Source organism: Phenylobacterium sp. (assembly GCF_016124325.1).
Lineage (GTDB): Bacteria > Pseudomonadota > Alphaproteobacteria > Caulobacterales > Caulobacteraceae > Phenylobacterium.
This window is the reverse complement of the sequence record NZ_WGNY01000008.1, coordinates 103,795-128,693: the sequence shown is the minus strand read 5'-3', so window position 1 is coordinate 128,693 and position 24,899 is coordinate 103,795. Positions and strand designations below refer to the sequence as shown.

The 24,899-nt window shown below is 71.5% G+C and carries 26 protein-coding genes; 20 read left to right on the top strand and 6 right to left on the bottom strand.

All coding sequences use genetic code 11. The features are described from left to right. Nucleotides 1-16 precede the first annotated feature (16 nt). The 8 genes from GC203_RS04150 (at nucleotide 17) to GC203_RS04115 (ending at nucleotide 8,164) form a co-directional block, all read left to right on the top strand. A complete protein-coding gene (locus GC203_RS04150; protein WP_293451628.1) occupies nucleotides 17-1,261 on the top strand; it encodes an MFS transporter in 1,245 nt (414 codons plus the stop codon). Then, the gene (locus tag GC203_RS04145) at nucleotides 1,245-2,195 is read left to right on the top strand and encodes a sugar phosphate isomerase/epimerase (protein ID WP_293451626.1); all 951 of its coding nucleotides are present in this window, start codon (nucleotides 1,245-1,247) and stop codon (nucleotides 2,193-2,195) included. The genes GC203_RS04150 and GC203_RS04145 overlap by 17 nt, the downstream gene beginning before the upstream one ends. Nucleotides 2,196-2,221: 26 nt before the next feature. Beyond that, nucleotides 2,222-3,349 carry a Gfo/Idh/MocA family oxidoreductase gene (locus GC203_RS04140; RefSeq protein ID WP_293451732.1) on the top strand — a complete coding sequence of 376 codons (1,128 nt, stop codon included), beginning with the start codon at nucleotides 2,222-2,224 and terminating at the stop codon, nucleotides 3,347-3,349. Then, on the top strand, nucleotides 3,337-4,389 hold the full coding sequence (locus GC203_RS04135) for a sugar phosphate isomerase/epimerase (RefSeq protein ID WP_293451624.1): 1,053 nt from the start codon (nucleotides 3,337-3,339) through the stop codon (nucleotides 4,387-4,389). Before GC203_RS04140 ends, GC203_RS04135 begins: the two co-directional genes overlap by 13 nt. Beyond that, nucleotides 4,390-6,129, top strand: coding sequence for a GMC family oxidoreductase (locus tag GC203_RS04130; RefSeq protein ID WP_293451622.1), 1,740 nt, complete (start codon nucleotides 4,390-4,392; stop codon nucleotides 6,127-6,129). Further along, nucleotides 6,129-6,692, top strand: coding sequence for a gluconate 2-dehydrogenase subunit 3 family protein (locus tag GC203_RS04125; RefSeq protein WP_293451620.1), 564 nt, complete (start codon nucleotides 6,129-6,131; stop codon nucleotides 6,690-6,692). The genes GC203_RS04130 and GC203_RS04125 overlap by 1 nt, the downstream gene beginning before the upstream one ends. After that, complete coding sequence (locus tag GC203_RS04120) at nucleotides 6,692-7,495, top strand: DUF1080 domain-containing protein (RefSeq protein ID WP_293451618.1); 804 nt, start codon at nucleotides 6,692-6,694, stop codon at nucleotides 7,493-7,495. The genes GC203_RS04125 and GC203_RS04120 overlap by 1 nt, the downstream gene beginning before the upstream one ends. A 351-nt stretch (nucleotides 7,496-7,846) precedes the next feature. Further along, on the top strand, nucleotides 7,847-8,164 hold the full coding sequence (locus tag GC203_RS04115) for a hypothetical protein (protein WP_293451616.1): 318 nt from the start codon (nucleotides 7,847-7,849) through the stop codon (nucleotides 8,162-8,164). A 24-nt stretch (nucleotides 8,165-8,188) separates the two neighbouring features. Here GC203_RS04115 and GC203_RS04110 read toward each other — a convergent pair whose 3' ends face one another. The 3 genes from GC203_RS04110 to GC203_RS04100 are packed head-to-tail and all read right to left on the bottom strand — an operon-like array spanning nucleotide 8,189 to nucleotide 11,204. Next, the gene (locus GC203_RS04110) at nucleotides 8,189-8,866 is read right to left on the bottom strand and encodes a DUF1080 domain-containing protein (RefSeq protein WP_293451614.1); all 678 of its coding nucleotides are present in this window, start codon (nucleotides 8,864-8,866) and stop codon (nucleotides 8,189-8,191) included. 11 nt (nucleotides 8,867-8,877) lie between these two features. Next, the gene (locus tag GC203_RS04105; RefSeq protein WP_293451612.1) at nucleotides 8,878-9,507 is read right to left on the bottom strand and encodes a gluconate 2-dehydrogenase subunit 3 family protein; all 630 of its coding nucleotides are present in this window, start codon (nucleotides 9,505-9,507) and stop codon (nucleotides 8,878-8,880) included. Next, nucleotides 9,504-11,204, bottom strand: coding sequence for a GMC family oxidoreductase (locus GC203_RS04100; protein WP_293451610.1), 1,701 nt, complete (start codon nucleotides 11,202-11,204; stop codon nucleotides 9,504-9,506). The genes GC203_RS04105 and GC203_RS04100 overlap by 4 nt, the downstream gene beginning before the upstream one ends. A gap of 255 nt (nucleotides 11,205-11,459) precedes the next feature. Between GC203_RS04100 and atpD the strand changes: the two genes are divergently transcribed. The 10 genes from atpD to GC203_RS04050 all read left to right on the top strand — a co-directional run bounded on the left by atpD (nucleotide 11,460) and on the right by GC203_RS04050 (nucleotide 18,228). Next, nucleotides 11,460-12,833 (top strand): F0F1 ATP synthase subunit beta, encoded by a 1,374-nt coding sequence (gene atpD / locus GC203_RS04095; protein WP_293451608.1) that lies wholly within the window; start codon nucleotides 11,460-11,462, stop codon nucleotides 12,831-12,833. Continuing rightward, the gene (locus GC203_RS04090) at nucleotides 12,830-13,246 is read left to right on the top strand and encodes a F0F1 ATP synthase subunit epsilon (RefSeq protein WP_293451607.1); all 417 of its coding nucleotides are present in this window, start codon (nucleotides 12,830-12,832) and stop codon (nucleotides 13,244-13,246) included. The genes atpD and GC203_RS04090 overlap by 4 nt, the downstream gene beginning before the upstream one ends. Continuing rightward, entirely contained in the window at nucleotides 13,243-13,542 is a 300-nt protein-coding gene (locus GC203_RS04085) for an AtpZ/AtpI family protein (RefSeq protein ID WP_293451605.1), read from the top strand. The genes GC203_RS04090 and GC203_RS04085 overlap by 4 nt, the downstream gene beginning before the upstream one ends. Next, nucleotides 13,539-13,811 carry an ATP synthase subunit I gene (locus GC203_RS04080; RefSeq protein ID WP_293451603.1) on the top strand — a complete coding sequence of 91 codons (273 nt, stop codon included), beginning with the start codon at nucleotides 13,539-13,541 and terminating at the stop codon, nucleotides 13,809-13,811. Before GC203_RS04085 ends, GC203_RS04080 begins: the two co-directional genes overlap by 4 nt. Further along, nucleotides 13,808-14,479 carry a F0F1 ATP synthase subunit A gene (locus GC203_RS04075; RefSeq protein WP_293451601.1) on the top strand — a complete coding sequence of 224 codons (672 nt, stop codon included), beginning with the start codon at nucleotides 13,808-13,810 and terminating at the stop codon, nucleotides 14,477-14,479. The genes GC203_RS04080 and GC203_RS04075 overlap by 4 nt, the downstream gene beginning before the upstream one ends. Before the next feature lie 7 nt (nucleotides 14,480-14,486). After that, complete coding sequence (locus GC203_RS04070) at nucleotides 14,487-14,732, top strand: F0F1 ATP synthase subunit C (RefSeq protein ID WP_293451599.1); 246 nt, start codon at nucleotides 14,487-14,489, stop codon at nucleotides 14,730-14,732. Beyond that, nucleotides 14,732-15,484, top strand: coding sequence for a F0F1 ATP synthase subunit delta (locus tag GC203_RS04065; protein WP_293451597.1), 753 nt, complete (start codon nucleotides 14,732-14,734; stop codon nucleotides 15,482-15,484). Before GC203_RS04070 ends, GC203_RS04065 begins: the two co-directional genes overlap by 1 nt. Beyond that, nucleotides 15,471-17,006 carry a F0F1 ATP synthase subunit alpha gene (locus tag GC203_RS04060; RefSeq protein ID WP_293451595.1) on the top strand — a complete coding sequence of 512 codons (1,536 nt, stop codon included), beginning with the start codon at nucleotides 15,471-15,473 and terminating at the stop codon, nucleotides 17,004-17,006. Before GC203_RS04065 ends, GC203_RS04060 begins: the two co-directional genes overlap by 14 nt. Next, on the top strand, nucleotides 17,003-17,869 hold the full coding sequence (locus tag GC203_RS04055; protein ID WP_293451593.1) for a F0F1 ATP synthase subunit gamma: 867 nt from the start codon (nucleotides 17,003-17,005) through the stop codon (nucleotides 17,867-17,869). The genes GC203_RS04060 and GC203_RS04055 overlap by 4 nt, the downstream gene beginning before the upstream one ends. Before the next feature lie 83 nt (nucleotides 17,870-17,952). Continuing rightward, nucleotides 17,953-18,228: a hypothetical protein gene (locus GC203_RS04050; RefSeq protein WP_293451591.1), complete on the top strand. Its 276-nt coding sequence runs from the start codon at nucleotides 17,953-17,955 to the stop codon at nucleotides 18,226-18,228. 9 nt (nucleotides 18,229-18,237) lie between these two features. Here the strand turns inward: GC203_RS04050 and GC203_RS04045 are convergent, their stop codons facing one another. Beyond that, nucleotides 18,238-19,182, bottom strand: coding sequence for an MBL fold metallo-hydrolase (locus GC203_RS04045; protein WP_293451589.1), 945 nt, complete (start codon nucleotides 19,180-19,182; stop codon nucleotides 18,238-18,240). Nucleotides 19,183-19,260: 78 nt separating this feature from the next. Here GC203_RS04045 and GC203_RS04040 point away from each other — a divergent pair, with 78 nt between their 5' ends. Then, on the top strand, nucleotides 19,261-20,034 hold the full coding sequence (locus GC203_RS04040) for a sulfite exporter TauE/SafE family protein (RefSeq protein ID WP_293451730.1): 774 nt from the start codon (nucleotides 19,261-19,263) through the stop codon (nucleotides 20,032-20,034). On the opposite strand, the gene GC203_RS04035 is transcribed toward GC203_RS04040, so the two are convergent. Then, the gene (locus tag GC203_RS04035; RefSeq protein WP_293451587.1) at nucleotides 20,004-21,614 is read right to left on the bottom strand and encodes an ATP-binding cassette domain-containing protein; all 1,611 of its coding nucleotides are present in this window, start codon (nucleotides 21,612-21,614) and stop codon (nucleotides 20,004-20,006) included. The genes GC203_RS04040 and GC203_RS04035 overlap by 31 nt on opposite strands. Then, complete coding sequence (cydD, locus tag GC203_RS04030; protein WP_293451585.1) at nucleotides 21,611-23,140, bottom strand: thiol reductant ABC exporter subunit CydD; 1,530 nt, start codon at nucleotides 23,138-23,140, stop codon at nucleotides 21,611-21,613. The genes GC203_RS04035 and cydD overlap by 4 nt, the downstream gene beginning before the upstream one ends. 182 nt (nucleotides 23,141-23,322) lie before the next feature. Between cydD and GC203_RS04025 the strand changes: the two genes are divergently transcribed. Beyond that, on the top strand, nucleotides 23,323-24,891 hold the full coding sequence (locus GC203_RS04025; protein WP_293451583.1) for a cytochrome ubiquinol oxidase subunit I: 1,569 nt from the start codon (nucleotides 23,323-23,325) through the stop codon (nucleotides 24,889-24,891). The last annotated feature ends 8 nt before the right edge of the window (nucleotides 24,892-24,899 follow it).

The following is a 24,899-nucleotide window of genomic DNA, read 5'->3' as shown; positions in this document are numbered from 1 at the left end:
GGGAGGACCTTCGAGCATGACGGTTCAGGCGCGCCTGTTCCTGATGATGGCGCTGCAGATCGCGATCTGGGGCGCCAGCGCGCCGAAGCTGTTCCCCTACATGGGCATGCTGGGCTTCGCGCCGTGGCAGCAGTCGCTGGTGGGAAGCTGCTGGGGACTCGCCGCCCTGCTGGGCATCTTCTTCTCCAACCAGTTCGCCGACCGGAACTTCGCGTCCGAGCGGTTCCTGGCGGCGAGCAACGTGCTGGGCGGGCTCGCGCTGCTGCTGGTGGCGTTCTCGAAGGACTTCGGCCCGTTCTTCGCCGGCTACCTGGCCTGGAGCCTGGTCTATGTGCCGACCCTGTCGGTGACCAACTCGCTGGCCTTCGCCAACCTGGCCGACCCGGCCAAGCAGTTCGGCGCGGTGCGCATGGGCGGCACCCTGGGCTGGATGCTGGTGAGCTGGCCGTTCGTCTTCCTGCTGAGCGCGCATGCCGGGCCCAACGAGGTGCGTTCGATCTTCCTGGTGGGGGCGGCGCTGTCGTTCGTGTCGGCGGCCTTCTCCCTGACCCTGCCGCACACACCGCCCAAGCGCGGCGCCGAGGCCGCCGACCCGCTGGCCTGGCGCGAGGCGCTTGGCCTGCTGAAGACGCCGTTCATGGCCGTGCTGTTCGCGGTCACCTTCATCGATAGCGTGATCCACAACGGCTATTTCGTGATGGCCGACGCCTTCCTGACCAACCGGGTGGGGATCGCGGGCAACCTGTCGATGGTGGTGCTGAGCCTGGGTCAGGCGGCCGAGATCATCACCATGCTGGTGCTGGGTGCGGTGCTGGCCCGGCTGGGCTGGAAGGCGACGATGATCGTGGGGATCCTGGGCCACGCCGCCCGGTTCGCGATCTTCGCCTTCTTCGCCGACAGCGTGCCGACCATCGTGGCCGTCCAGCTGCTGCACGGCATCTGCTACGCCTTCTTCTTCGCCAGCGTGTACATCTTCGTCGACGACGCCTGCCCCGCCGACGTGCGGGCCAGCGCCCAGGGGCTGTTCAACCTGCTGATCCTGGGCGTCGGCAATGTGATCGCCAGCTTCCTGTTCCCGGCGCTGATCGCGCGCTGGACCGATGCGGCCGGCGTCGTGGACTACCGCACACTGTTCCTGGTTCCGACCGGCATGGCGGCCGTCGCCATCCTGGCCCTCGCCCTGTTCTTCCGGCCGCCGCAGCGCGGACCGGCCGACGCTGACATCGACACGGAGGCTCCCCTTGTTGAGGCCACACCTTGATCGCCGCGGCTTCCTGGCCGCCGGCGCCGCCCTCGCAGGCGCGGCCGTGAGCGGGCCCGCGGCCGCCGCGCCGTTCTTCCGGGGCCACGACCTGCCCATCGGCATCCAGCTCTACACGCTGGGCCCCGACGCGGCGAAGGACCTGGACGGCACGCTGAAGGCGGTGGCCGGCATCGGCTATCGCACGGTGGAGCTGGCGGGGCTGTACGGCCGCTCGGCCGCCGACTTCCGTGCGGCCCTGGACCGCGCCGGCCTGAAGGCGCCCAGCGCCCACATCCAAGCGCGCGGCGGCGACGGCAGCTTCCAGGGCGACATGGGCAAGCTGGCGTCCGACCTGCAGACGCTGGGCGTGGAGACGGCCGTGATGCCCAGCCTCTACATCCCCGAGCGGTTCGGCGCGCCCAACGCGGCCGACGGCGGCATCGGCGGCTACCTCAACCGGGTGGCGGCCGGCATGACCGCCGACGACTGGAAGATGAACGCCGACTATCTCAACGAGAAGGCCGCGGCGTTGAAGGGCGCGGGCGTCCGCGTCGGCTACCACAACCACAACTTTGAATTCGCGCCGGTCGGCTCGACGACCGGGATCGAGATCCTGTTCGCCAACACCGATCCGACCCTGGTCACCTTCGAGGTCGACATCGGCTGGGTGGCGGCCAGCGGGACCGACCCCTACGCCTTCCTGGCCAAGCACAAGGGCCGGGTCAGCATGATGCACGTGAAGGACATCAAGGCCGACACGGAGCCCAACTTCGCACTGAAGATGGACCCGGCCGAGATCGGTTCGGGGACGCTGGACTGGAAGCGCCTGCTGCCCGAGGCCTACGGCGCCGGCGTGCGCGGCTTCTTCGTGGAGCAGGAGCCGCCGTTCACCCGGCCGCGCATCGAGGCGGCGAAGATCAGCTACGACTACCTGGCCCAAGTCGCCGCGTGAGCCGACGCGGCCCCATAAGGCTCGCCATGGCGGGCGGCGGCCCGGGTGCGTTCATCGGGCCGGTGCATCGCATGGCCGCCGAACTGGACGGCAAGATCCGGCTGGTGGCCGGGGCGTTCAGCCGCGACCCGGCCAAGTCGGCGGCGGCGGGTCGGGCCTGGGGCCTGGCCGACGACCGCGCCTATCCCGACGTCGCCGCGATGATCGCCGCCGAGGCGGCCCGGCCGGATGGAGCCGAACTGCTGGCGGTGGTCACGCCCAACCACCTGCACTTCGAGGCGGCGGCGGCGGCGCTGAAGGCCGGGCTGCACGTGATGAGCGACAAGCCGGCCACCCTGAGCCTCGCCGAGGCGCGCGAGCTGGCCGGGATCGTGCGCGGCTCGGGTCGGCTCTATGGCCTGACCTATGTCTACACGGGCTATCCGATGGTGCGCGAGGCGCGCGAGATCGTCCGGCGCGGCGACCTGGGCGCGGTGCGCAAGATCGTCGTGGAATATTCCCAGGGCTGGCTGTCGGAGCCGATCGAACGGTCGGGCAATCCCCAGGCGGCGTGGCGGGCCGACCCGGCGCGGGCTGGGGCCGGCGGCTGCATCGGCGACATCGGCGTGCACGCCTTCAACATCGCCGAGTTCGTGGGCGGGGCGCGGGTGGAGCGGCTGTGCGCCGACGTGGCCGCGGTGGCGCCCGGCCGGACGCTGGACGACGACTGCAACGTGCTGCTGCGGTTCGAGGGCGGGGCGCGCGGGGTGCTGATCGCCTCGCAAATCTCGGCCGGCGCCCGCAACGGCCTGCGGATCAATGTCTATGGTGAGAAGGGCGGCCTCGGCTGGTCGCACGAACGGCCCAACGAACTGACCGTCGACTGGCTGGAGGGGCCCAGCCAGACGCTGCACGCGGGATCGCCCTACCTCGGCGCGGCGGCCCGGGGGGCCACGCGCCTGCCGACCGGACATCCCGAGGGGTTCATCGAGGCCTTCGCCAACCTGTACGGCGACTTCGCCGATGCGATCGCGCAGGGCCGGGCGAACGCGGACATGGTCCCCGACATCAATGACGGCCTTCGCGGCATGGCCTTCGTCGAGACCGCTGTCGCGGCCAGCCGCGACGAGAGGGGCTGGGTCGCCCTGGAAGGAGAGGCCGCATGCGTACGTTGAAGGGCCCGGGCATCTTCCTGGCCCAGTTCGCGGGGCCGACGCCGCCGTTCGACAGGCTGGACACCATTGCGGCGTGGGCAGCGGGGCTGGGCTACGAGGGGGTGCAGCTGCCGACCGGGCCGGGCTCGTTCGTCGACCTGGAGCAGGCGGCCGGGAGCCAGGCCTATTGCGACGACATCAAGGGCCGCCTGGCCGAGCACGGCCTGGCGATCACCGAGCTCTCGACCCACCTGCAGGGCCAGCTGGTGGCGGTGCATCCGGCCTACGACGCCCTCTTCGACGGCTTCGCGGCGCCCGAGGTGCGCGGCAAGCCGCAGGCCCGCCAGGAATGGGCGGTGCGGCAGGTGACCCTGGCGGCCAAGGCCAGCCAGCGGCTGGGCCTGAGCGCGCACGCGACGTTCTCGGGCGCGCTGGCCTGGCCCTACTTCTATCCGTGGCCGCAGCGGCCGGCGGGCCTGATCGAGGAGGCGTTCGCCGAGCTGGCGCGGCGCTGGCGGCCGATCCTCGACGCCTTCGAAGAGGCGGGCGTCGACTGCTGTTACGAGATCCATCCGGGCGAGGACCTGCACGACGGGGCGACCTTCGAGCGGTTCCTGGAGGCGGTGGGCGGGCACCCGCGCGCCAACATCCTCTACGACCCCAGCCACTTCGTGCTGCAGCAGCTCGACTACCTGGACTTCATCGACCGCTACCATCAGCGCATCCGCGCCTTCCACGTGAAGGATGCCGAGTTCCGGCCCACCGGCCGTTCGGGGGTCTACGGCGGCTACGAGGGCTGGGTGGACCGGCCTGGCCGGTTCCGCTCGCTGGGCGACGGCGAGATCGACTTCGGGGCGATCTTCTCGAAGCTGGCCGCCTACGACTATCCGGGCTGGGCGGTGCTGGAATGGGAGTGCGCGCTGAAGCACCCCGAGGTCGGCGCCGCCGAGGGCGCGCCCTTCATCCGCGACCATATCATCCGCGTCACCGACCGGGCCTTCGACGATTTCGCAAGCTCGGGCGTGGACGCCGCCCGCAACCGCCAGCTGCTGGGGCTCTAGATGGCCAATCTCAACAATCGCGCACGCGACGAACACACCTACGACGCCATCGTCGTGGGCAGCGGAATCAGCGGCGGCTGGGCCGCCAAGGAGCTGACCGAGCGGGGGCTGAAGACCCTGGTGCTCGACCGCGGCCGGATGGTGCGCCACGTCGAGGACTACACGACCGCCGGCATGGATCCGTGGGACGCCAAATATCCCCGCGCCCAGCTTCCGCCGGCCGAGCTGGACGCCCGCTACAAGGTCCAGCAGCGGACGGGCTACGCGCTGACTGAGTTCAGCCAGCACTTCTTCGTCCGCGACGACCAGGAGCCCTACACCGAGACCAAGCGGTTCGACTGGATCCGCGGCTATCACGTCGGCGGCCGCTCGCTGATGTGGGCGCGGCAGAGCTACCGCCACTCGGACCTCGACTTCGAGGCCAACGCCAAGCAGGGCGTCGGCGTCGACTGGCCGATCCGCTACGCCGACATCGCCCCCTGGTACGACCATGTGGAGCGGTTCGCCGGGATCAGCGGCCAGGCGGAGGGACTGCCGCAGCTTCCCGACGGCGTCTTCCAGCCGCCGATGGAGATGAACTGCGCAGAAAAGGCCTTCAAGAAGAGCGTCGAGGCGGTCTTCCCGGAGCGGCGGATCACCATCGGACGCGCCGCCCACCTGACCAAGCCCACCGAGGAGCAGATCGCGCTCGGCCGCGGGCCCTGCCAGTACCGCAACCTGTGCATCCGCGGCTGTCCGTTCGGGGCCTATTTCTCGTCGAACTCGGCGACCCTGGTGGCCGCCGAGCGGACCGGCAACTTCACGATCCGGCCCAATTCGATCGTCACCTCGCTGATCTACGACGAGAAGGCGGGCAAGGCCTCGGGCGTCCACGTGCTGGACTCCGAGACCGGCGAGGACATGGAGTTCTACGCCCCGATCATCTTCCTCTGCGCCTCGGCCCTGAACACCGCCTGGATCATGCTGAACTCCGCCAGCAAGCGGTTCCCCAACGGCCTGGGCAACGGCTCGGACCAGCTGGGCCGCAACGTGATGGACCATCACCTGGGCGTGGGCGCCGGCGCCTTGGTCCCGGGGTTCGAGGACATGTACTACTCGGGCCGGCGGCCGAACGGAATTTATGTGCCGCGGTTCCGCAACCTGGGCGACGCCGGCACGGCGCGGAAGGACTATATGCGCGGCTTCGGCTACCAGGGTGGCGCGGGCCGCGTGGGCTGGGACCGCGCAGGCTACGGCATGGACCCGCCGCCCGGCGCCGCCGGCAAGACGGCGATGAGCCAGCCGGGGCCCTGGCTGTTCCGCCTGGGCGGCTTCGGCGAGATCCTGCCCTACGCCGACAACCGCGTGACCCTGAACCACGAGGTGAAGGACCAGCACGGCCTGCCGACGCTGACCTTCGACGTCTCGATCCGCGAGAACGAGAACGCGATGCGCAAGGACATGATCTCCGCAGCCGCCGAGATGCTGGAGGCCGCGGGCTTCAAGAACATCACCGAGTACAACGGCGACTACGGGCCGGGCCTGGGCATCCACGAGATGGGGACGGCCCGGATGGGCCGCGATCCCAAGACCTCGGTGCTGAACGCCCACAACCAGGTCTGGGAGTGCAAGAACGTGTTCGTCACCGACGGGGCGGCCATGACCTCGGCCTCGTGCGTGAACCCGTCGCTGACCTACATGGCGCTGACCGCGCGCGCCGCGGCGTTCGCGGTCGAAGCCGGCAAGAAGGGGGATCTGTGATGGGCGCGCATCCCATGCTGAGCCGCCGTGGCGCCTTCCGCCTGACCGCCGGGGCGCTGCTCGCCGGCTGGACGCTGCCGACGATCGCCGGCGCCGCCGAGGCGGTGGCGACCTGGACACCGAGGGCGCTGAACGCCGACCAGGCTCGCACGCTGTCGGCCGCCGCCGACGCCATGCTGCCCGTCACCGATACGCCCGGCGCGCTGGCGGCCGGGGTCCCGCAGTTCGTCGACCGGACGCTGGCCGATTGGAGCCGGCCGGACGACGCCGCGCGCATCAAGGCCGCGCTGGACGCCATCGACGCGGCCGCGCAGGCGGCGAGCGGCAAGGCCTTCGCCGCCCTGGAGCCGGCGGAGCGGACGGCGCTGTTGGCCCGCCTCGACGCCGAGGCGCGCAGGGCCAAGGGCCCGGACGGCTTCCGCCAGCTCAAGGACCTGGTCTCGACGGGCTATTTCACCTCGCAGATCGGGGCCACCCAGGCGCTGCGCTACGACCCGGTGCCGGGCGCCTATCACGGCTGTGTGCCCGTCAAGGAGATCGGCCGGGCCTGGGCGACCTCGTGATGATCGGCCGCGTCGCCTTCGCCGCGGCCCTGGCGCTCGCGGTCCCGGCCGGGGCCGCCGAGAAGGGCCGCTGGAAGCCGATGTTCAACGGCCGGAACCTCGACGGCTGGGTGGTCAAGATCAACCACCATCCGGCGGGCGAGAACTGGCGCGACACCGTGCGGGTGAAGGACGGGGTGCTGAAGATCGCCTACGACCAGTATCCGGTGTTCAAGGACGAGTTCACGCACCTGATCTACGACCGGCCCTTGTCGACCTTCCGGATGCGGCTGGAGTACCGCTTCGTGGACCAGCCGACGCCCGGCGCGGCGGCCTGGGCCGTGCGCAACAGCGGGATCATGATCCATGGCCAGGCGCCCGGCGAGATGGCGCTGGACCAGCCCTATCCGGTCTCGGTGGAGGCGCAGATCCTGGGCGGCGCGCCGGGCCAGACGCGGCCGACGGGCAACGTCTGCACGCCCGGGGTGACCGTCTCGATCGACGGCGTCCCGTTCAAGGGACACTGCAAGGACTCGACCTCGCCCACCTTCCAGGACGGCGAGTGGGTGAAGTTCGAGGTGGAGGTCCACGGCTCGCGGCTGGTGCGCCAGTACGTGAACGGCCAGCTCGTCATGGAATACGGCGACATCCATCTGGACCCCACCGAGTACAAGCGCTTCGCCAACCTCGACCCCGACGATCCCCATGCCGCGGCCCTGATCGCCCGCGGAACCGCGCCGCTGGATCGCGGCTACGTCTCGCTGCAGGGCGAGAGCAATCCGATCGAGTTCCGCAACATTGAGCTGATGGAACTGCCGGAGTAGGCGCGCCGCGACGGCGCCGACTTCACCAGAATCGAAGGCCGACGGGCGCCCGCCAAGGCGGGTGGCCCCGAACGACGCCTGCCGGCCTCGCGCGATCGAGGAAACGGCGGGTGACGGTTTGGTCCTCGCTGCGATGACGATAGATAAAAAAGTGCAATAAAAGTGTCATATATTACGCTCTACAGGCGCTGAAGGCGGGTTTCGGGCCGTCAAAACACGGGTTCAGGCGCGCCATTCCGCAGTCTTGTGATCGAATTGTCGCGACTTCGTCATATTGGCTTTTCAATTCGAGAAGTTGAGCTACGCTTCCTCTCAAGAGTGGGGTCGACCCCATCCAAAGGAGGAACAGCTATGCGAATGGCTCTTCTGGTCATCGCCGCGACCGCCCTGGCGGGCGGCGTCGCCCAGGCTCAGGAACAGCAGGCTCGGGCGGCGACGGTTACGCCGGCCGTGGATCGGCAGGACCCCGCGGCCGCGACCAAGGTGCTCTACGTCTGCAGCGAGGATGAGCGGAACTGGCGCGCCTTCTCGCGCGACCTCGGCACGCCCGACTTCGTGACCGCCAAGCAGGTTCTCGCCGACGAAGGTAAGGCCTGGTCGGCGCCCAAGTGCATCACCAAGTCCGAGCTTCATCGCCTGACGGAGATGGCCGCCAACAACGCGCGCTAGGCGCGGGCGGCGTCGCCGCGCGCCTTACTTCAGGACGCGGATCCTGATGTCGCGGAAGGCTACGGCGTCGCCGTGGTTCTGGAGCGCGATGTGACCCGTGGGGCTGGCGGCGAACTGCGGCCAGGCCTTGAACTTGCTGGCGGCGACCCGCGCCTTGAAGTCGTCGGAGCCCAGGTCGTACTCGACCACCTTCACCCCGTTCAGCCAGTGCTCGACGTGGCCGTGGTCGACCACGAGGCGGGCGGTGTTGAACTCGCCCACGGGCTTGGTGACGGCGCCCACCGGCGCATAGAGCGCGAAGAGCGATCCGGCCTGCTCCTTCGGCGGCTCGCCGCGGGAGTTGTCGAGGATCTGGTACTCGGGGCCGCTGAAATAGGTCTCGTCGCCGTCCTCGACGACATGGAACATCACCCCGGAATTGCCCTTGGGGCTGATCTTCCATTCGAAGGCGAGCTCGAAGTTCTCGAAGCTGTCCTTGGTCATGATGTCCTTGGACGTCTTCGGATCGGGCATGAGCGCGCCGTCCTCGACATGCCAGCCGCGATCGGGCGCTGAGGCCTTGAACCCGCGCCAGCCGGCGGTCGAATGGCCGTCGAACAGCAGCTTCCAGCCGGCGGCCTGCTCGGCCGGCGTCAGCACGTTGGGCTGGGCCAGGGCGGGGCCGGCGGCCAGGAGCGCCAGGCCGAACGCGAGCAGCTTCATGCGCATCACTCCTAGAGACCCAGCTTGACGAGCTGGACTTCCAGCGCCGCCTTCACCGCCGCGGAGGGCCCGGGGTCGGACGTGCGCGCCACATTGCCGATGTAGCCGATGTCCTTGAAGCCGGCCTCGGTGGTGTAGTAGGCGCCGATCGTCAGCGCCCGGAAACGCTTGAAGAAGGCGCGGGTCTTCTCGTCATCGGATTTGGCCAGGGCCTCCAGCGCCGCCTGCCGCCCCTCCGGCGGCTGGATCGACGGAGTCAGCCGGTCCAGCCCCTCGAGGATGACCGGGCGGTCCTTCAGCTGGTCGGGGTAGGGCGCGCTGACCCATTCGTCGACGAAGTCGGGGATGCCGAGGGCGCTGGCCGCGGGCGCGGTCCCGCTGGCGGGCAGGATGAAGTCGGCGAGGATGGCGGCGGTCTGCAACTGCGCCTCGCTCATGATCCGCGGCCAGGGCGCCTTCTCGGGCTCGACCAGCTTGGGATCGGTGCCGTAGCCCTGGGCCTCGGCCTTGCCGCCCGTCTTGTGGCCATAGACGACGACGCCCGCGCCGACGGCGGTGGCCGCCCCGACCACGCCCACCCAGATGAGCGCCGTGCGGCGGTCGATCTTGGGTTGGTAGGGCTTGGGGGTCTCGTCGCTCATGCCAGTCCCCCAGTCTTGGCCAGTTGCGCCAGGTGGTCGGCGGAGCGCCAGGCCAGCGCCAGGATCGAGAGCGTCGGGTTCTTGTCGGGGCTGGAGACCAGCACCGCGCCGTCGGTGATGAACAGGTTCGGCACGGCCCAGCTCTGTCCGTACTGATTGACCACGGAGTCGTTCTCCGAGGCGCCCATGCGGGCGGTGCCGACCTCGTGGATCATCTCGCCGCCCTTGGAGATGGCCTTGCGCCCGTCGGTCTCCACCTGGCCCAGGGCCTTGCCGCCCAGGCGGTCGATCACCTCCAGGAAGGTCTGGGTCATGTGGGCGGCCTGGCGCGTCTCGCTCTCGCCCCACTTCCAGTGGAAACGCAGGGCCGGAATGCCCCACTTGTCCTTCACCTTCGGATCGAGCTCGCAATAGCAGTCGTCGTTGGGGATCATCTCGCCGCGGCCGTTGAAGCTGATCACGCTGCCGAAGCGGTTGCGCAGGTTGGCGCGCAGGTCGTCGCCGACGCTGAGGTCGTCCTCGTCCAGCAGGCGCGCCATGCCGACGGAGGGCATCTGACGGCCGCCGCCGATCTCGATGTGATAGCCGCGCGGGAAGCCCAGCTCCTTGTGGCGGTCGTAGCCCCACCAAGGCACGTAGGTGTGCTCGACGCTCATGCCGTCGTCGTTGGTGGGCGGCAGGCCCTCCAGCGCCGGGAACTGGCCGGTGACGTTCAGGCCGACGCTGTCCATCAGGTAGCGGCCGACCATGCCGTGGGTGTTGCAGAGGCCGTCGGGGAAGGCCGAGCTCTTGGAGTTCAGCAGGATGCGGGCGGTCTCGCCCGATCCGGCCGCCAGCACGACAGCCTTCGCCGTGACCGAGTGATGCTCGCCGGTGACGCGGTCGACGTAGGTGACGCCCTTGGCCTTGCCGGCCTTGTCGAGGTCGACCTGGTAGACGAGCGCGTTGGCCTGGATCGTCAGGTTGCCGGTCGCCTTGGCCGGCGGGATCAGCACCGTCGTCGACTGGAAGTTGGCGCCCAGCGCGCAGCCGCGTCCGCAGGCGGTGGCGAAGACGCAGGTGTTGCGGTCCTTCATCGCCTGGGTGACCACGGCCCCGTGCATGGGGATCACCGGGATGTCCATGGCCTTGAAGGCGCGGGCGTAGAAGAGCTCGAAGGCCCGGGGCGGCGGCGCCTCCAGCAGGCAGCCGGGCGGCGAGTCGGGCGTGTTGGTCAGGCCCATGGGCGGCGACGCGCCGGTCACCCCGACCAGCTTTTCGGTCCTGTCGTACCAGGGGGCGAGGTCGTCGTAGGTGATGGGCCAGTCGTAGCCCAGGCCATCGCGGCTGCGCGGCTTGAAGTCGAGCGGCCCGAACCGCAGGGAGATGCGGCCCCAATGGTTGGTGCGCCCGCCCAGCATCCGCGGCCGCCACCAGATGAAGGGCTCGGACCCCTCCGCCACCGTGTAGGGCTCGTTGGGCACCTCCCAGCCGCCGTCGACCGTGGCGTCGTAGAAGCCGAACGGCTTGTCGGGCGTCGAGGTCCCGCGCAGCGGCGCCTGGGCCGGGATGTTGAACATCGGGGTCTCGGTGGTCGGGTCGTAGTCGCGGCCCGCCTCCAGCATCAGCACCTTCAGGCCCGAACGGGTCAGGTGGTACGCGCTCATTCCGCCGCCGGCCCCCGAGCCGACGACGATCACATCATAGGGTTCGGCCATGCGCTCCCTTCCGCAGGCTGAGGTACGGACCCCACCTTGTCCCACTGCCGCCGCAAGGCCAAGTCGCAGGCGCCGCCCGTCCACAGGCGCGGCGTGTGGCGTGCTTGACGCGCGTCAAGGCCGTGACGGCGCGCCACGCTATGCTAGCGTGCCTATGCTCGGCGTCAGCGCCCCATCGGGCTTCCCATCATGACGGACCTGGCCGCAACGGAACCACCTCCGGCATCGACGCCGCGTCCCGCCGCCGGACGCGTGGTGTCGGTGCGCGGATCGGTGCTGGACGTTCGCTTCGACGATGGCCTGCCGGCCTTGAACGAGGCCCTGGCCGTGGAAGGGGCCCGGCCGCTGGTGGCCGAGGTCCAGGCCTATCTCGACGAACACACCGTGCGCGCGGTGTCGATGCAGGCGACCGACGGCCTGCGGCGCGGGACGCCGGCGCGCGCCACGGGCCGGCCGATCGCCGTGCCGGTCGGCGAGATGATGCTGGGACGCCTGGTCGACGTGCTGGGCGACGCTCAGGACGGCGGCGCGCCCTTCGCGGACGACGCCCTGCGCTGGCCGATCCATCGGCCGCCGCCGGCGCTGGCCGACCAGACGGGGCGGCGCGAGCTGCTGGAAACGGGCGTCAAGGTCATCGACCTGCTGGCGCCGCTGGCGCGAGGCGGCAAGGCGGGCCTCTTCGGCGGCGCGGGCGTGGGCAAGACGGTGCTGATCACCGAACTGATCCGCAGCATGGTGGAAAGCTACGGCGGGATCTCGGTGTTCGCGGGCGTGGGCGAACGCTCGCGCGAGGGTCACGAGATGCTGCTGGAGATGCGCGGCTCGGGCGTGCTGGAGCGGACCGTGCTGGTCTACGGGCAGATGAACGAGCCGCCGGGCGCGCGGTGGCGCGTGGCGCTGAGCGCGCTGACCATCGCTGAATGGTTCCGCGACGTGCGCAAGCAGGACGTCCTGCTGCTGATGGACAACGTCTTCCGGTTCGTCCAGGCGGGTGGGGAGATCTCGGGCCTGCTGGGCCGGCTGCCGTCGCGGGTGGGCTACCAGCCGACCCTGGCGAGCGAAGTGGCCGACCTGGAAGAGCGCATCGCCTCGGCGCCCGGCGCGACGGTCTCGGCGATCCAGGCGGTCTATGTGCCGGCCGACGATTTCACCGATCCGGCGGTCACGGCGCTGTTCAGCCACTTCGACGGCTCGGTCGTGCTGTCGCGGGAGATGGCGGCCCAGGCGATGTATCCGGCGATCGATCCCCTGCGCTCGTCGTCGGTGCTGCTGGATCCGCTCGTGGTGGGCGAAGCGCACTACCGCCTGGCCGGCGATGTGCGCGGCGCGCTGGCCCGCTACCACGACCTGCAGGACATCATCGCGCTGCTCGGCATGGACGAGCTTTCGGCCGACGACCGGCGCACCGTGGTGAGGGCCCGGCGACTGCAGCGTTTCCTGACCCAGCCCTTCCGCGTGACCGAGGCCTTCACGGGCGACGCGGGACGCTCCGTGCCCATCGAGAAGACGTTGGCGGGCTGCCGCGCAATCCTCGAGGGCGAGACGGATGGCTGGGCCGAGAGCTCGCTCTACATGGTGGGCGACCTGGACGAGGCGCGGGGGCGCGAGGCCAAGGCGGCCGCGGCATGAGGCTGCTGATCACCACGCCTGACACGATCGTCGCCGACCTGTCCGACATCGCCGCCGTGCGGGCCGAGGACGAGAGCGGCGAGTTCGGCATCCGGCCGCGCCACGCCGAGTTCGTGACCGCGCTGGTCCCCTCGGTGCTGGGCTGGCGGCGCGCCGACGGCGGTGAGAGCTACTGCGCGGTGCGGGGCGGCCTGCTGACGGTGACGGGCGGTCAGGCCGTGTCGGTCGCCACCCGCGAGGCCGTGCCCGGGGACGACCTGGCCGCCCTGGAGGCCCTGGTCCGCGAGCGCATGTCGGCCAAGGCGGCGGAGGCGGCCAGCGCCCACGGCCGCGCCGAACAGTTGCGCCTCGAGGCCATCCGCCAGATCGTGGGCTATCTGCGGCCCCGCGCCCGGCTGGGGGACCGCGGATGAGCGAGCCTCCGAACGGCGACGATCTGGCCCGCTCCGTGGCCCGCCGCGCCGCCCGGCGGGCCTACTGGCAGGCGCACGGCGAACGGTCCCTGGCCCGCAATCTCGCCATGATCGGGGCGTTGGGCTGGCTCGTCGTGACGCCCACCGTCGGCGGACTGTTCCTGGGCCGCTGGCTGGACCGCCGGTTCGACGCCGGCATCTTCTGGACCGGCGCGCTGATCGTGGCCGGCCTGACGCTGGGCTGCGTGCTGGCCTGGCGCCGGATCGAGGAGATTCAGAGGGAGGACCGCTCATGAGCCTCGGCGACCTCGCCCGCCTCGCGGCGTTCTTCGCGGCCGGCCTGGCGCTGGGCGCGGCGAGCTTCCTGCTGCTGCGCAAGAACGCCTCCCTCTACGTCGAGGGCGCGGTGTGGCGCTCGGCGGCCATCCACTTCGGGCGGCTCGCCGTGATGGCGGCCCTGCTGGTCCTGGCCGCCTTGCAGGGCGCCGGGCCGTTGCTGGCCTGCGCGCTTGGCGTCGTGCTCGCGCGGATCGTCGTGGTGCGGCGGCTGGGGGGCGTGGCGTGATCCGTTCCCCCCTCAGCACCACGGTCATCTTCCACCTTGGGCCGGTTCCGATCTCCGACACGGTGGCGACCACCTGGGGGCTGATGGCGGCGCTGACCGTGGGCGCGGCGCTGGCCACGCGGAACCTCAAGACCCGGCCCGGCCGGCTCCAGGCGGCGCTGGAACTACTGGTCACGGGCGTGCAGGGGCAGGTCCGCGAGACGCTGCGGGCCGATCCTGGACCCTACATCGCTTTCCTGGGCGGCCTCTTCGTGTTCGTGGCCTCGGCCAACCTGCTCTCGCTGATCCCCGGGCTGGAGCCGCCGACGGCCCACATCGAGACCGACGCGGCGCTGGCGGCCATCGTCTTCTGCGCCACCCACTGGTTCGGCGTGCGCGCCAAGGGGCTGGGCCCCTATCTGGCCGATTTCGCCCGGCCGACCTGGCTGATGCTGCCGCTCAACCTGATCTCGGAGTTCACCCGCGCCTTCTCGCTGATGGTCCGCCTGTTCGGGAACATCATGAGCGGGGTCTTCATCATCGGCGTCGTGCTCTCGCTGGTCGGCCTGTTCGCGCCGGTCCCGTTCATGGCGCTCGAACTGCTCACCGGCCTGATCCAGGCCTACATCTTCACCGTGCTGGCGATGGTCTTCATCGGCGGAGCGGTGAGTTCGTCCCGCTCAGCGTGAGGCCCGCATGGATTACCTGCCCCATATCAGCATCATCGCCGCCGCCTTCTCGGTGGGCTTGGGCGCGATCGGCCCGGCGCTCGCCGAGGGCAAGGCCGTGGCGGCGGCCATGGACGCCATCGCCCGCCAGCCCGACGCCGCCGGGGTGATCTCGCGGACCCTGTTCGTGGGCCTGGCGATGATCGAGACCACCGCCATCTACGCGCTCGTGATCGCGCTCCTGGTGCTGTTCGCCAATCCGTTCGTCCACTGATGCAGATCGACTTCTGGACCCTGGGACTCCAGGCGGCCAACTTCCTCATCCTGGTGTGGCTGCTCCACCGGTTCCTCTACAAGCCGGTGCTGGCGGCGATCGCCGCGCGCCAGGCCGAGGCCGACCGGCTGACGGCCGACGGCGCCCAGGCCCGGGCGGCGGTGGAGGCCGAGCGGAGCCAGCTCGAAGCCGAGCGCGCGGCGCTGGCGAAATCGCGCGACGAGGTGCTGGCCCAGGCGCGTTCGGCGGCCGAGGCCGAGCGCAAGTCCCTGCTGGAGAAGGCCGGCCACGACGCCGAGGCGCTGACGGCCGAGGCCCGGAAGGCGCTGGCCCGCGAACAGGCCGAGGCGGCGCGGACGGTGGGCCGGCGGGCGGCCACGCTGGGCGGCGCCATCGCGCGCAAGCTGCTGGACCGCGACCTCGCCGAAGCGGTGCAGGACCACCTCGTCGACCAGCTTTGCGCCGACCTGGAAGCCCTGCCGGCCGAGACCCGGACGCAGATCGCCGGCCGCCTGGGCGAACCGGGCGCGGTCTTCGAGGTGGCGAGCGCCGCGCCGCTCTCGGCGGCCAGGACCAGGCGGCTGCGCGAACGGCTGGAGCAGGTGCTGGGGGTTCCGGCCGCGCCGGTGTTCCGGGTGGATCCCGGACTCATCGCCGGGGCCGAGGTGCGCTTCCCCTTCACGGTTCTGCGCCGCACCTGGTCCGAGGATCTCGACCGGATCGAGGCGGAGCTTGTCCGTGACGACGCTTAGGTCCGCCGTCGACGCGTGGCTGGAGGGGGCCGAGGGGCGGCTGGCGGCTGCCGACCTGACCCCGCGCCCTGAGCAGCTGGGCTTCGTGGAACAGGCCGGCGACGGAGTGGCGCGCCTACGCGGCCTGCCGGACCTCGAACTCGGCGGCCTGGTGCGCTTCGAGAGCGGAGCGACCGGGCTCGTGCAGATCCTCGACGAGACCGAAGTCGGCGTCGTGCTGCTCGACGACTTGCCGGTGGCGGCGGGCGACGCGGCGCGGCCGCTGGGGACGGTGGCGTCCGTACCGGTGGGCGAGGGGCTGCTGGGCCGGGTGGTCGATCCGCTGGGGCGGCCGCTGGATGGCGGACCCGCCATCGTCGCCGAGCGGTTCGACCCGATCGAGCGGCCCGCGCCGCGCATCATCGACCGCGATCTGGTGACCGAGCCGCTGCAGACCGGCGTCAAGCTGATCGACGCGCTCTTCGCCCTGGGCCGCGGCCAGCGCGAGCTGATCATCGGTGACCGCGAGACCGGCAAGACGGCGATCGCCACCGACACCATCATCAACCAGCGCCGCTCGGACGTGGTCTGCGTCTACGTCGCGGTCGGCCAGAAGTCGTCGTCCACGCGCCAGGTGATCGAGGCGATCGGCGCGTATGGGGATCCGAAACGCTGTGTTTTCGTGGTCGCCGGCCCCGCGACCCCGCCCGGCCTGCAATGGATCGCGCCCTACGCCGGCATGACCATCGCCGAGCAGGTCCGCGACCGCGGCGGCCACGCCCTGGTCGTGATCGACGACCTGACCAAGCACGCCGCCACCCACCGCGAACTGTCGCTGCTGATGCGCCAGCCATCCGGGCGCGAGGCCTACCCCGGCGACGTGTTCCATATCCACGCGCGGATGCTGGAGCGGGCGGCCAAGCTGTCGCCGGCCCTGGGCGGCGGCTCGCTGACCGCCCTGCCGATCGCCCAGACCGAGGGCGGCAACCTCAGCGCCTACATCCCGACCAACCTGATCTCGATCACCGACGGCCAGATCGTGCTGAGCTCGAAGCTGTTCGACGAGGGTCAGAAGCCGGCGGTGGACATTGGGCTGAGCGTGAGCCGGGTGGGCGGCAAGACCCAGGCGCCGGTGCTGAAGGATCTCGCGGGCGGCCTGCGGCTCGACTACGCCCAGTTCCTGGAACTGGAACTGTTCACGCGGTTCTCCACGACGCTCGACCCGCGGACCCAGGCGCGCATCGACCACGGCCGCCGTATCCGGGCGATCCTGACCCAGCCGCAGTACGCGCCGATGCCGCTGGCGAACGAAGTCGCCGAACTGTTCGCGCTGCAGGAAGGCCTGCTCGACGCCCTGCCGCTCGACAGGATCGACGCCTTCCGCGCGCAGACGCCGGGCTGGCTGGAGGCCCATTGCGGGCCCTTGATGACCCGGATCGAGACCGAACGGCGGCTCGACCCCGCCGCGCGCGACGAGCTGAAGGACAGCCTGACCCGGCTGGCCCAGGCCGTGGCGCCGGCCGGCAAGGGCGAGAGCCCGTGAGCGCGCTGGCCGACACCGAGGCGCGGATCGCCAGCATCGGCAAGCTGAAGGCGGTGATCGGGGCCATGCGCGGCATCGCCGCCACCCACAGCCAGCAGGCGCGCGACAGCCTGGCCGGCTATCGCGCCTACGCCGAGGTGATCGCCGGCGGATTGGGGGAGGCGCTGGCCCTGCTCGATCCGGAGGCTCGAGCGGACGAGACCGGGACGGACGGCCCGCTGGCGGTGGTGGTCTACGGCGCCGAGCACGGCTTCGCGGGCGCGTTCAGCGAACGCCTGCTGGACCAGGTCCCGAAGACGGCGACGGCGATCTACCTGCTCGGCTCTCGCGCGACGGCGCTGGCGGAGCGGCGCGGCCTCCCGGTCGCCTGGACATCGGAGATGGCGAGCCAGGCGAGCGGCGTGGGCGAGGTCGCCCGGCGCGTGGCCGACGCGCTCTACGCGGGCTTCACCCGGGGCGACTTCCGGCGGGCCGACGTACTGTTCGCCAGGCCCAGCGGCGCGACCCAGGTGGAGGCCTGCCGGCGCACGGTGCTGCCGATCGATCTCGCGCGGTTCTCGTCGCGGCGCGCGGGGCCGCCGCCGGTGACCAACCTGCCCCCAGCGCGGCTGGTCGAGCGGCTGATCGGTGAGCACGTCTTCGCCGAGCTGGCGCTGGGCGCCCTGGAGAGCTTCGCCAGCGAGAACGCCGCGCGCCTGGCCACCATGGAGTCGGCGCGGCTCAACATCGAGCAGAAGCTGGACGAGCTGTCGGGCCAGGAGCGCCTGCTTCGCCAGGAGCAGATCACCGCCGAGGTCCAGGACGTCGTGTCGGGGGCGCTGGCGGCGGAGGCGGCCTGGGCCCGCCGCGGGCCGGCGCCGTGACGCCGGTCAATGCTGTGCGCCGCGGCTTCGCCCAGATAGGCTTCCATCATCCGCATCAGTCGCTTTGAACGGAGGCTCCGACCATGCCGAAATCCCTCATCCGCCAGGAGGTCGAGCTGATGCTCGCCGACGTGGAAGCCGAGATCGCCAAGGCCGAGGCGATGCGCGCCAAGGGTGGGCTGAAGCGGGTGGAGGCGGCCGGCGAACTCGTGGACCTCAACCGCCAGAAGGCCACCCTCGCCGCGCGGCTCAAGGAGATCGACGCCGATCCGCAGGCCAGCGACACCTTCTTCCGCTGGGCCAAGGAGGACCTGTTCAACCTCAAGCTCCGGGTCGCCAACTGGATCTCCAGCGTCTGACCCGGCCGGTCAGACCGCGTTGATCGGGATTTTCAGGTAGCGCACGCCGTTGTCCTCGGGCTCGGGCAACTGGCCGGCCCGCATGTTCACCTGCACCGACGGCAGGATCAGGCGCGGCATGTCGAGGGTGGCGTCGCGGGCCTCGCGCATGGCCACGAACTCGGCCTCGCCGACGCCGTCGTGCACGTGGATGTTGCCGTCGCGCTGCTTGCCGATGGTCGTCTCCCAGCGGAAGTCATCGCGGCCTGGCGCCTTGTAGTCATGGCACAGGAACATCCGCGTCTCGGCCGGCAGTGACAGCAGCTTGCGGATCGAGCGGTAGAGCGTCGCCGCATTCCCGCCCGGGAAGTCGCACCGGGCGGTCCCGTAGTCCGGCATGAACAGGGTGTCGCCCACGAACACCGCGTCGCCGATCACGTACGACATGCAGGCGGGCGTGTGCCCCGGAGTGTGCAGGGCGATGGCCTTGAGTCCGCCGATGGCGAAGCGCTCGCCGTCCTCGAACAGGTGGTCGAACTGGCTGCCGTCGCGGGCGAAGGCGCGGCCGGCGTTGAACAGCTTGCCGAACGTCTCCTGCACGCGGGTGATCCGGCCGCCGATGGCGGTGCGCCCGCCCAGCCGGGCCTTCAGCACCGGCGCCGCCGATAGGTGGTCCGCATGGGCGTGGGTTTCGAGTTGCCAGACGACCTCCAGCCCCTCGGAGCGGACATAGTCGTCGACCACGTCGGCCGAGCGCTCGGCCGTGCGGCCCGCGGCCGGGTCGTAGTCGAGCACGCTGTCGATGATCGCGCACTTCGTGGAGGCCGGGTCGCGGACCACGTAGGTGACGGTGAAGGTCGCCTCGTCGAAGAACGCCTTCACGACGGGGCGCAGCGATGGGCGGGCGATGGCGTCGCGGACGATCTCGGTCGCCTCGGCGATGAAGCCCTGGGCGGACGTGGCGGAGACGGTCATGGCGGATCCCTGTTGCAATGTCGCATTCAAACATATATGCGAATATATGCATATACAAGGGCGCAAACCGTGATTTCCCTGACCCTGACCTCGGTTCTCGCCGCGATCGCCAGCGGCCTCCTGGTGGGCGCGCTGCTCGGCGTGTTCGGCGGCGGCGGCTCGGTGCTGGCGACGCCGCTCCTGCTGTACGCCGTGGGCGTGCGCGATCCGCACGTGGCCATCGGCACGTCGACCGCGGCCGTCGCCGTGAACGCGGCGATCAACCTGGCGGGCCATGCGCGGGGCGGGCGGGTCAAGTGGCCCTGCGCCTCGGTGTTCGCCGCCGCCGGCCTGATCGGATCGTTCGCCGGCTCCAGCCTGGCGAAGATGGTCGACGGCCAGCGCCTCCTGCTGTTCTTCGCCTTCGCCATGGCGGCGATCGCGCTCTCGATGCTGCGGCGGCCGAAGTCGGAGGGCGATCCCGCGGTTCACATCACCTGGCCGCTGATGGCGCGCCTGGCTCCGCTGGGCCTCCTGACGGGGGTGGCGGCCGGCTTCTTCGGAATCGGCGGCGGCTTCCTGATCGTGCCGGGGCTGATGGCGGCCACGGGCATGACGCTGGCCAATGCGGCGGCCTCGTCGCTGGTCTCGGTGATGGTGTTCGGGGCGGCGACCTCGTTCAACTATGCGCTGACGGGCCAGGTCGACTGGCCGGTGGCCGGGCTGTTCATCCTGGGCGGCCTGGCGGGCGGTGCGATCGGCGTCCGCGGCGCGGCGCTGCTGGCCGGCCGCGCGGTGCTGGCGCGACGCCTCTTCGCGGGCCTGGTGCTGGCGGTCGCGGCCTATGTGGCCTGGCGGGCGGCGAACGGCTGAACCTCCAGCCGCCGGCTGGCCAGCCGGAGCGGCTCGTCGCGGTGGCTCACCACGATCAGACCCTGGCCTGTGCGGGCGAGCCGTGCCGCCAACGCCGCCACGACGGCGCGCTCGGTCGCCTGATCCAGCCCTTCGGTGGGTTCGTCGAGCAGGAGCCACGGCGCGTCGCGCAGATAGGCCCGCGCCAGGGCGAGCCGCCGGCGCTCGCCGCCCGACAGCGTCGCGCCGGCGTCGCCGATCCAGGTGTCCGGGCCCTGAGGCAGGCGGCGGACTCGTTCGGCGAGCTGGGCCTCGTCGAGGGCGGCCCACAGCGCGGCGTCGTCGGCGGCGGGGTCGGCGAGGCGCAGGTTCTCGGCCACCGTCCCGCTGATCAGGCCGGCGTCCTGCGGCGCATAGGCGAAGAGGCCGCGGGCCCAGCCGGGCGGCTGGTCCTCCAGGGCCACGCCGCCGATGCGGATACGGCCGGCCTCGGCCTCGCGCAGGCCCACGAGCATCAGCAGCAGGCTGGTCTTGCCCCCGCCCGACGGGCCGGCGATCGCGAGCCGCGCGCCGGGGGCCAGGCGCTCGCCATCGATCCAGAGGTCCGCGTCGGCCGGCGCCGCTCCGCCTCGTGGCGTGGGATCCCCGATCGCGGCGTCCAGGCGCTCGATGGCCGCGTCGAGGCGCGACCGCTCCTCGGCGGCGCGCAGCAGGCTGGCGGCGCCCTCCAGCCCGGCCAGCGCGGCCAGAACCGCCAGGGCGGACAGGGGCATGGGCGTATCGCGGACCACGACGGCGACGCCCAGCACGGCGGCCGCGCCCGCCAGCGTCTCGATCAGCTCCAGCGCCGCTTCCCCGGCCTGGCGGCGCAGCGCGGCCACCGAGAGGGCCGCGTCCTCGGCCATGACGGCGTCGACGGCCCGCTCCGCGAGGCCGAAGCAATGCAACTCCACCGCAGCGGGCCCATAGGCGCCCAGCGCGTCCTTCAGGCGTCCCGCCGCGGCGAGCTGGGCGTGCGCCGGGGCGGTGGTGAGGGGCGGCGCGAGCCGGGCGGCGGCGGCGAGCTGGAGTCCCAGGCCTGCGAGGAAGACCAGCGCGGCCCAGGGCGAGGCGAGCGCGATGACGGCCGCCGCCGCGCCCGCCGCCGCCGCCGCGGCCCAGGGCGCCGGGCGGCGGACCACGGCGGTCTCCACCGCGTCCACGTCCTGCACGAGGCGTGCGGAAGCCTCGCCGGCCGAGAGGGCGAGCGCCCGGCGCGCGGGGGCCGCGGCGAGGCCGGCGAACAGGGCGGGCCGCAGCGCCGCCAGCGCCTGCAGGGCGGCCCGGTGGCCGAACAGCCGCTCGCCGTAGCGGCCGACGGTCCGCAGGATCGCGAACGCGCGGAGGCCCGCGCTAGGCAAGAGGTAGTTGAAGGCCTGGACCGCGGCGGGGCCCGCCAGTCCGGCCAGGGCGGCGCCGGCGAGGAACCAGCCCGACACGCCCAGCAGCAGGGTCGCCGATCCCGCCGCGGCGACGGCGGCGACGGTGGCCAGCAGCAGGTCGCCGCGCCGCCGGCGAAGCTGGCCCGCCAGGAAGCGGCGGGTGGGGGAACGCTCGCTCATGCCAGGGCCACCACCCAGTCTGCGGCGGCGGCCAGGGCCGGCGAGTGGGTCGCGACGATCACCGTCCGTCGCCCGGCCGCCTCGCGGATCAGGGCGACGATCTCGGCCTCGGCGGCGGGATCGAGGTCGGCGGTGGGTTCGTCCAGCATCAGCAGCGGCGCGGGCTTCAGGAGGGCGCGGGCCAGGGCGAGGCGCCGGCGTTCGCCCCCCGAAAGGCCGGAGCCCCGCTCGTCGAGCACGGTGTCGAGGCCGCCCGGCCGCGCGGCGAGGGCGGGGCCGAGCCCTACGGCGGTCGCCATCCGAAACGCGGCTTCGCGGGTGATCCCCGGCGCGGCGGCCTGGAGATTGTCGAGGATGGTCCCCGGCAGGAAGACGGGCTGCTGTCCCGCCCAGGCGGCCAGGTGCGCGGCGTCGGCGCCGCAGGGCAGATCGCCCACCCGGATCGCGCCGGCGGCCAGCGGGGCCAGGCCGAGGATGGCCGCCATCAGTGTGGACTTGCCCGATCCCGTGGGTCCCGTCAGGGCGATGAGGCCGCCCGCAGGGAGCGTGGTGTCGATGGGGCCGATGGCCAGCTCCCCGAAGCGCAGCGTCGCGCCCTCCAGGCGGATCCCCGGCGGGTCGGAAAGGGCCGGCGTTGCGGGAGTCGCCGGGAGCGGACCATCGGCCAAGGGCGCGAGGCGAGCGGCGGCGGCCTCGCCGAGCTGCTTTTCGTGGTAGGCGCCGGCCAGCCTGCGCATCGGGGCGTAGAACTCCGGCGCCAGCGCCAGGGCGAAGAAGGCGCGGCGGAAGTCCAGCGTCTCGGGCGCGGGGAACGGCAACAGCCCCAGCAGCGAGAAGCCGCAGTAGACCGCCACCAGCGCCACCGACAGGGCGGCGAAGAACTCCAACGCCGCCGAAGAGACGAAGGCGATCCGCAGCACGCCGAGCGTTCGCCGTGCGACGTCGGCCGAGGCGGCGGCCACGCGCCCCGTCTCGGCGGCTTCGGCCTGGAAGGCGAGGATCGCCGGCAGCGCCCGGACGCGGTCGACGAACAGGCCGGACAGCCGGGCCAGCGCCTCGAATTGCCGGCGCGACTCCACGGCCGCGGCCCCGCCGGCCAGGGCCATGGCCGCGCCGAAGGGGATCAGGGTGACGATCAGGATGGCGGCCGCCACGGGGCTGGCCAGGGCCGCCGCCGCGGCGATGAGCGGCGGCGCCAGGCGGGCCTCCAGAGCGGCCGGCGCGTAGCGTCCGAAGTAGCCTTCGAGGGCCTCGACCTCGTCCACCGCCGCGGCGATGCGCTCGCCGAGCGTGGAGGGATCACCGCGGCCCCGCGCGAGGATGGCGCCCGCGACCCGCCGGCGCACGGCGCTCGTCGCCGCGCGGGCCCGCCGCGCGGCGAGCCGCTGGGTCGCCCAGCCCGCGGCGGCGCGGATTCCGAGCGCGGCGGCCAGGCCCGCGATCGCGGGTCCGCGCGCCGGCCCGGCGATCGCGGCGGCCAGGGCGCCGGCGAAACCGGCGGCGGCCGCGACGTTGACAAGGATCAAGGCGGCGACGGGCCATTCGGGCGCATCAGCACCCCGACCCCAGACCTTCAGGGCCCGCCGCGCGAGCTTCGCATCGTAAGGGGTCACGGAGCTAAGTTTGCGTAATTGCGCATCTAAGCAGGTATCGATATAGATGCCCAACGCCCGCGTCGAGTAGGGGCGCCAAGGCAGAGGATCGCGTCATGGACATGAGCGTCGTCGAGCTCTCCCGCCTGCAGTTCGCCCTGACGGCGATGTACCACTTCCTCTTCGTTCCGTTGACGCTGGGCCTGTCGTTCCTGCTGGTCATCATGGAGAGCATCTATGTGATGACCCGCCGGCCGATCTGGCGGACCATCACGCGGTTCTGGGCGACGATCTTCGGCATCAACTTCGTGCTGGGCGTGGCCACCGGGCTCACCATGGAGTTCGAGTTCGGGACCAACTGGTCCTACTACTCCCACTACGTCGGTGACATCTTCGGCGCGCCGCTGGCGATCGAGGGCCTGATGGCCTTCTTCCTCGAAGCGACTTTCGTCGGGCTGATGTTCTTCGGCTGGGACCGGCTCTCGCGGGTGGGCCACCTGGCGGTGACGTTCATGGTCGCCCTGGGCTCCAACCTCTCGGCGCTGTGGATCCTGATCGCCAACGGCTGGATGCAGAACCCCGTCGGCGCGGCCTTCAATCCCGACACCATGCGCATGGAAGTGACCAGCTTCCGCGACGTGCTATTCAACCCGGTCGCCCAGGCCAAGTTCGTCCACACCGTCAGCGCGGGCTACGTCACGGCCTCGGTCTTCGTCCTGGGGATTTCGGCGCTGATGCTGCTGCGCGGCAAGTGGCCGAGGGTGGCGCGGCGCTCGTTCACCGTGGCCGCGGCGTTCGGCTTGGCCTCGGCCCTGTCGGTCGTCGTCCTGGGCGACGAGAGCGGATACACCCTCACCGACAACCAGCGCATGAAGCTGGCGGCGCTGGAGGCCATGTGGGAGACCGAGCCCGCCCCCGCGGGCCTCACCGCCTTCGGCATCCCCAGCCTCGCCGACCGCAAGACCCACGCCGAGATCAAGATTCCCTACGTGCTGGGCCTGATCGCCACGCGCAGCATCGACAAGCCTGTCGCCGGCATCTTCGAGCTGGTCGCGGTCGCCGAGGACCGCATCGAGCACGGCGTGAAGGCCTATGACGCGCTGGAGCGCCTGAAGGCCCAGCCCGGCGACGTGGCCGCCCGCGCCGACTTCGAGCAGACGAAGCGCGACCTGGGCTACGGCCTGCTGCTGAAGCGCTATGTCGCCGATCCGCGGACCGCCGACGCGGCCACGATCCGCAAGGCCGCCTGGGACACGGTGCCCGACGTGCCGGTGATGTTCTGGGTGTTCCGCATCATGGCGGGCATCGGCTTCCTGCAGGTCGCCGTCTTCGGTGCGGCCTTCCTGCTGGCCAGCCTGCGCCGGTGCGAGACCAAATGGATCCTCTGGACCGCGGTGGCGATGCTGCCGCTGCCCTGGATCGCCGCCGAGTCGGGCTGGGTGCTGGCCGAGATCGGACGCCAGCCCTGGGTGGTGGACGGCGTGCTGCCCACCTTCCTGGCCGCCTCCAGCCTGACCGTTCCCCAGCTCTGGATGACCATCGTCGGCTTCACCGCCCTGTACGGCGGACTGGCGGTGATCGAGGTGGGGCTGATCGTGCGCACGATCCGGCGCGGGCCCTACGCCCACCATGAGGGCCCGGCCTCGCCGTCCGAGCCCGTCACCCCTCTGGCGCCCGCCGAATAGGAGGCTGC

What these genes read in the sequence shown, in the direction of transcription:
- GC203_RS04050 (WP_293451591.1), top strand. Translation starts at nt 17,953, where the DNA reads ATGCCGAAATCCCTCATCCGCCAGGAGGTCGAGCTGATGCTCGCCGAC.
- GC203_RS04085 (WP_293451605.1), top strand. Translation starts at nt 13,243, where the DNA reads ATGAGCGAGCCTCCGAACGGCGACGATCTGGCCCGCTCCGTGGCCCGC.
- GC203_RS04100 (WP_293451610.1), bottom strand. Translation starts at nt 11,204, where the DNA reads ATGGCCGAACCCTATGATGTGATCGTCGTCGGCTCGGGGGCCGGCGGC.
- GC203_RS04115 (WP_293451616.1), top strand. Translation starts at nt 7,847, where the DNA reads ATGCGAATGGCTCTTCTGGTCATCGCCGCGACCGCCCTGGCGGGCGGC.
- GC203_RS04105 (WP_293451612.1), bottom strand. Translation starts at nt 9,507, where the DNA reads ATGAGCGACGAGACCCCCAAGCCCTACCAACCCAAGATCGACCGCCGC.
- GC203_RS04120 (WP_293451618.1), top strand. Translation starts at nt 6,692, where the DNA reads ATGATCGGCCGCGTCGCCTTCGCCGCGGCCCTGGCGCTCGCGGTCCCG.
- GC203_RS04070 (WP_293451599.1), top strand. Translation starts at nt 14,487, where the DNA reads ATGGATTACCTGCCCCATATCAGCATCATCGCCGCCGCCTTCTCGGTG.
- GC203_RS04065 (WP_293451597.1), top strand. Translation starts at nt 14,732, where the DNA reads ATGCAGATCGACTTCTGGACCCTGGGACTCCAGGCGGCCAACTTCCTC.
- GC203_RS04125 (WP_293451620.1), top strand. Translation starts at nt 6,129, where the DNA reads ATGGGCGCGCATCCCATGCTGAGCCGCCGTGGCGCCTTCCGCCTGACC.
- GC203_RS04110 (WP_293451614.1), bottom strand. Translation starts at nt 8,866, where the DNA reads ATGAAGCTGCTCGCGTTCGGCCTGGCGCTCCTGGCCGCCGGCCCCGCC.
- GC203_RS04140 (WP_293451732.1), top strand. Translation starts at nt 2,222, where the DNA reads ATGGCGGGCGGCGGCCCGGGTGCGTTCATCGGGCCGGTGCATCGCATG.
- GC203_RS04080 (WP_293451603.1), top strand. Translation starts at nt 13,539, where the DNA reads ATGAGCCTCGGCGACCTCGCCCGCCTCGCGGCGTTCTTCGCGGCCGGC.
- GC203_RS04035 (WP_293451587.1), bottom strand. Translation starts at nt 21,614, where the DNA reads ATGAGCGAGCGTTCCCCCACCCGCCGCTTCCTGGCGGGCCAGCTTCGC.
- GC203_RS04135 (WP_293451624.1), top strand. Translation starts at nt 3,337, where the DNA reads ATGCGTACGTTGAAGGGCCCGGGCATCTTCCTGGCCCAGTTCGCGGGG.
- GC203_RS04130 (WP_293451622.1), top strand. Translation starts at nt 4,390, where the DNA reads ATGGCCAATCTCAACAATCGCGCACGCGACGAACACACCTACGACGCC.
- GC203_RS04090 (WP_293451607.1), top strand. Translation starts at nt 12,830, where the DNA reads ATGAGGCTGCTGATCACCACGCCTGACACGATCGTCGCCGACCTGTCC.
- GC203_RS04150 (WP_293451628.1), top strand. Translation starts at nt 17, where the DNA reads ATGACGGTTCAGGCGCGCCTGTTCCTGATGATGGCGCTGCAGATCGCG.
- GC203_RS04045 (WP_293451589.1), bottom strand. Translation starts at nt 19,182, where the DNA reads ATGACCGTCTCCGCCACGTCCGCCCAGGGCTTCATCGCCGAGGCGACC.
- GC203_RS04025 (WP_293451583.1), top strand. Translation starts at nt 23,323, where the DNA reads ATGGACATGAGCGTCGTCGAGCTCTCCCGCCTGCAGTTCGCCCTGACG.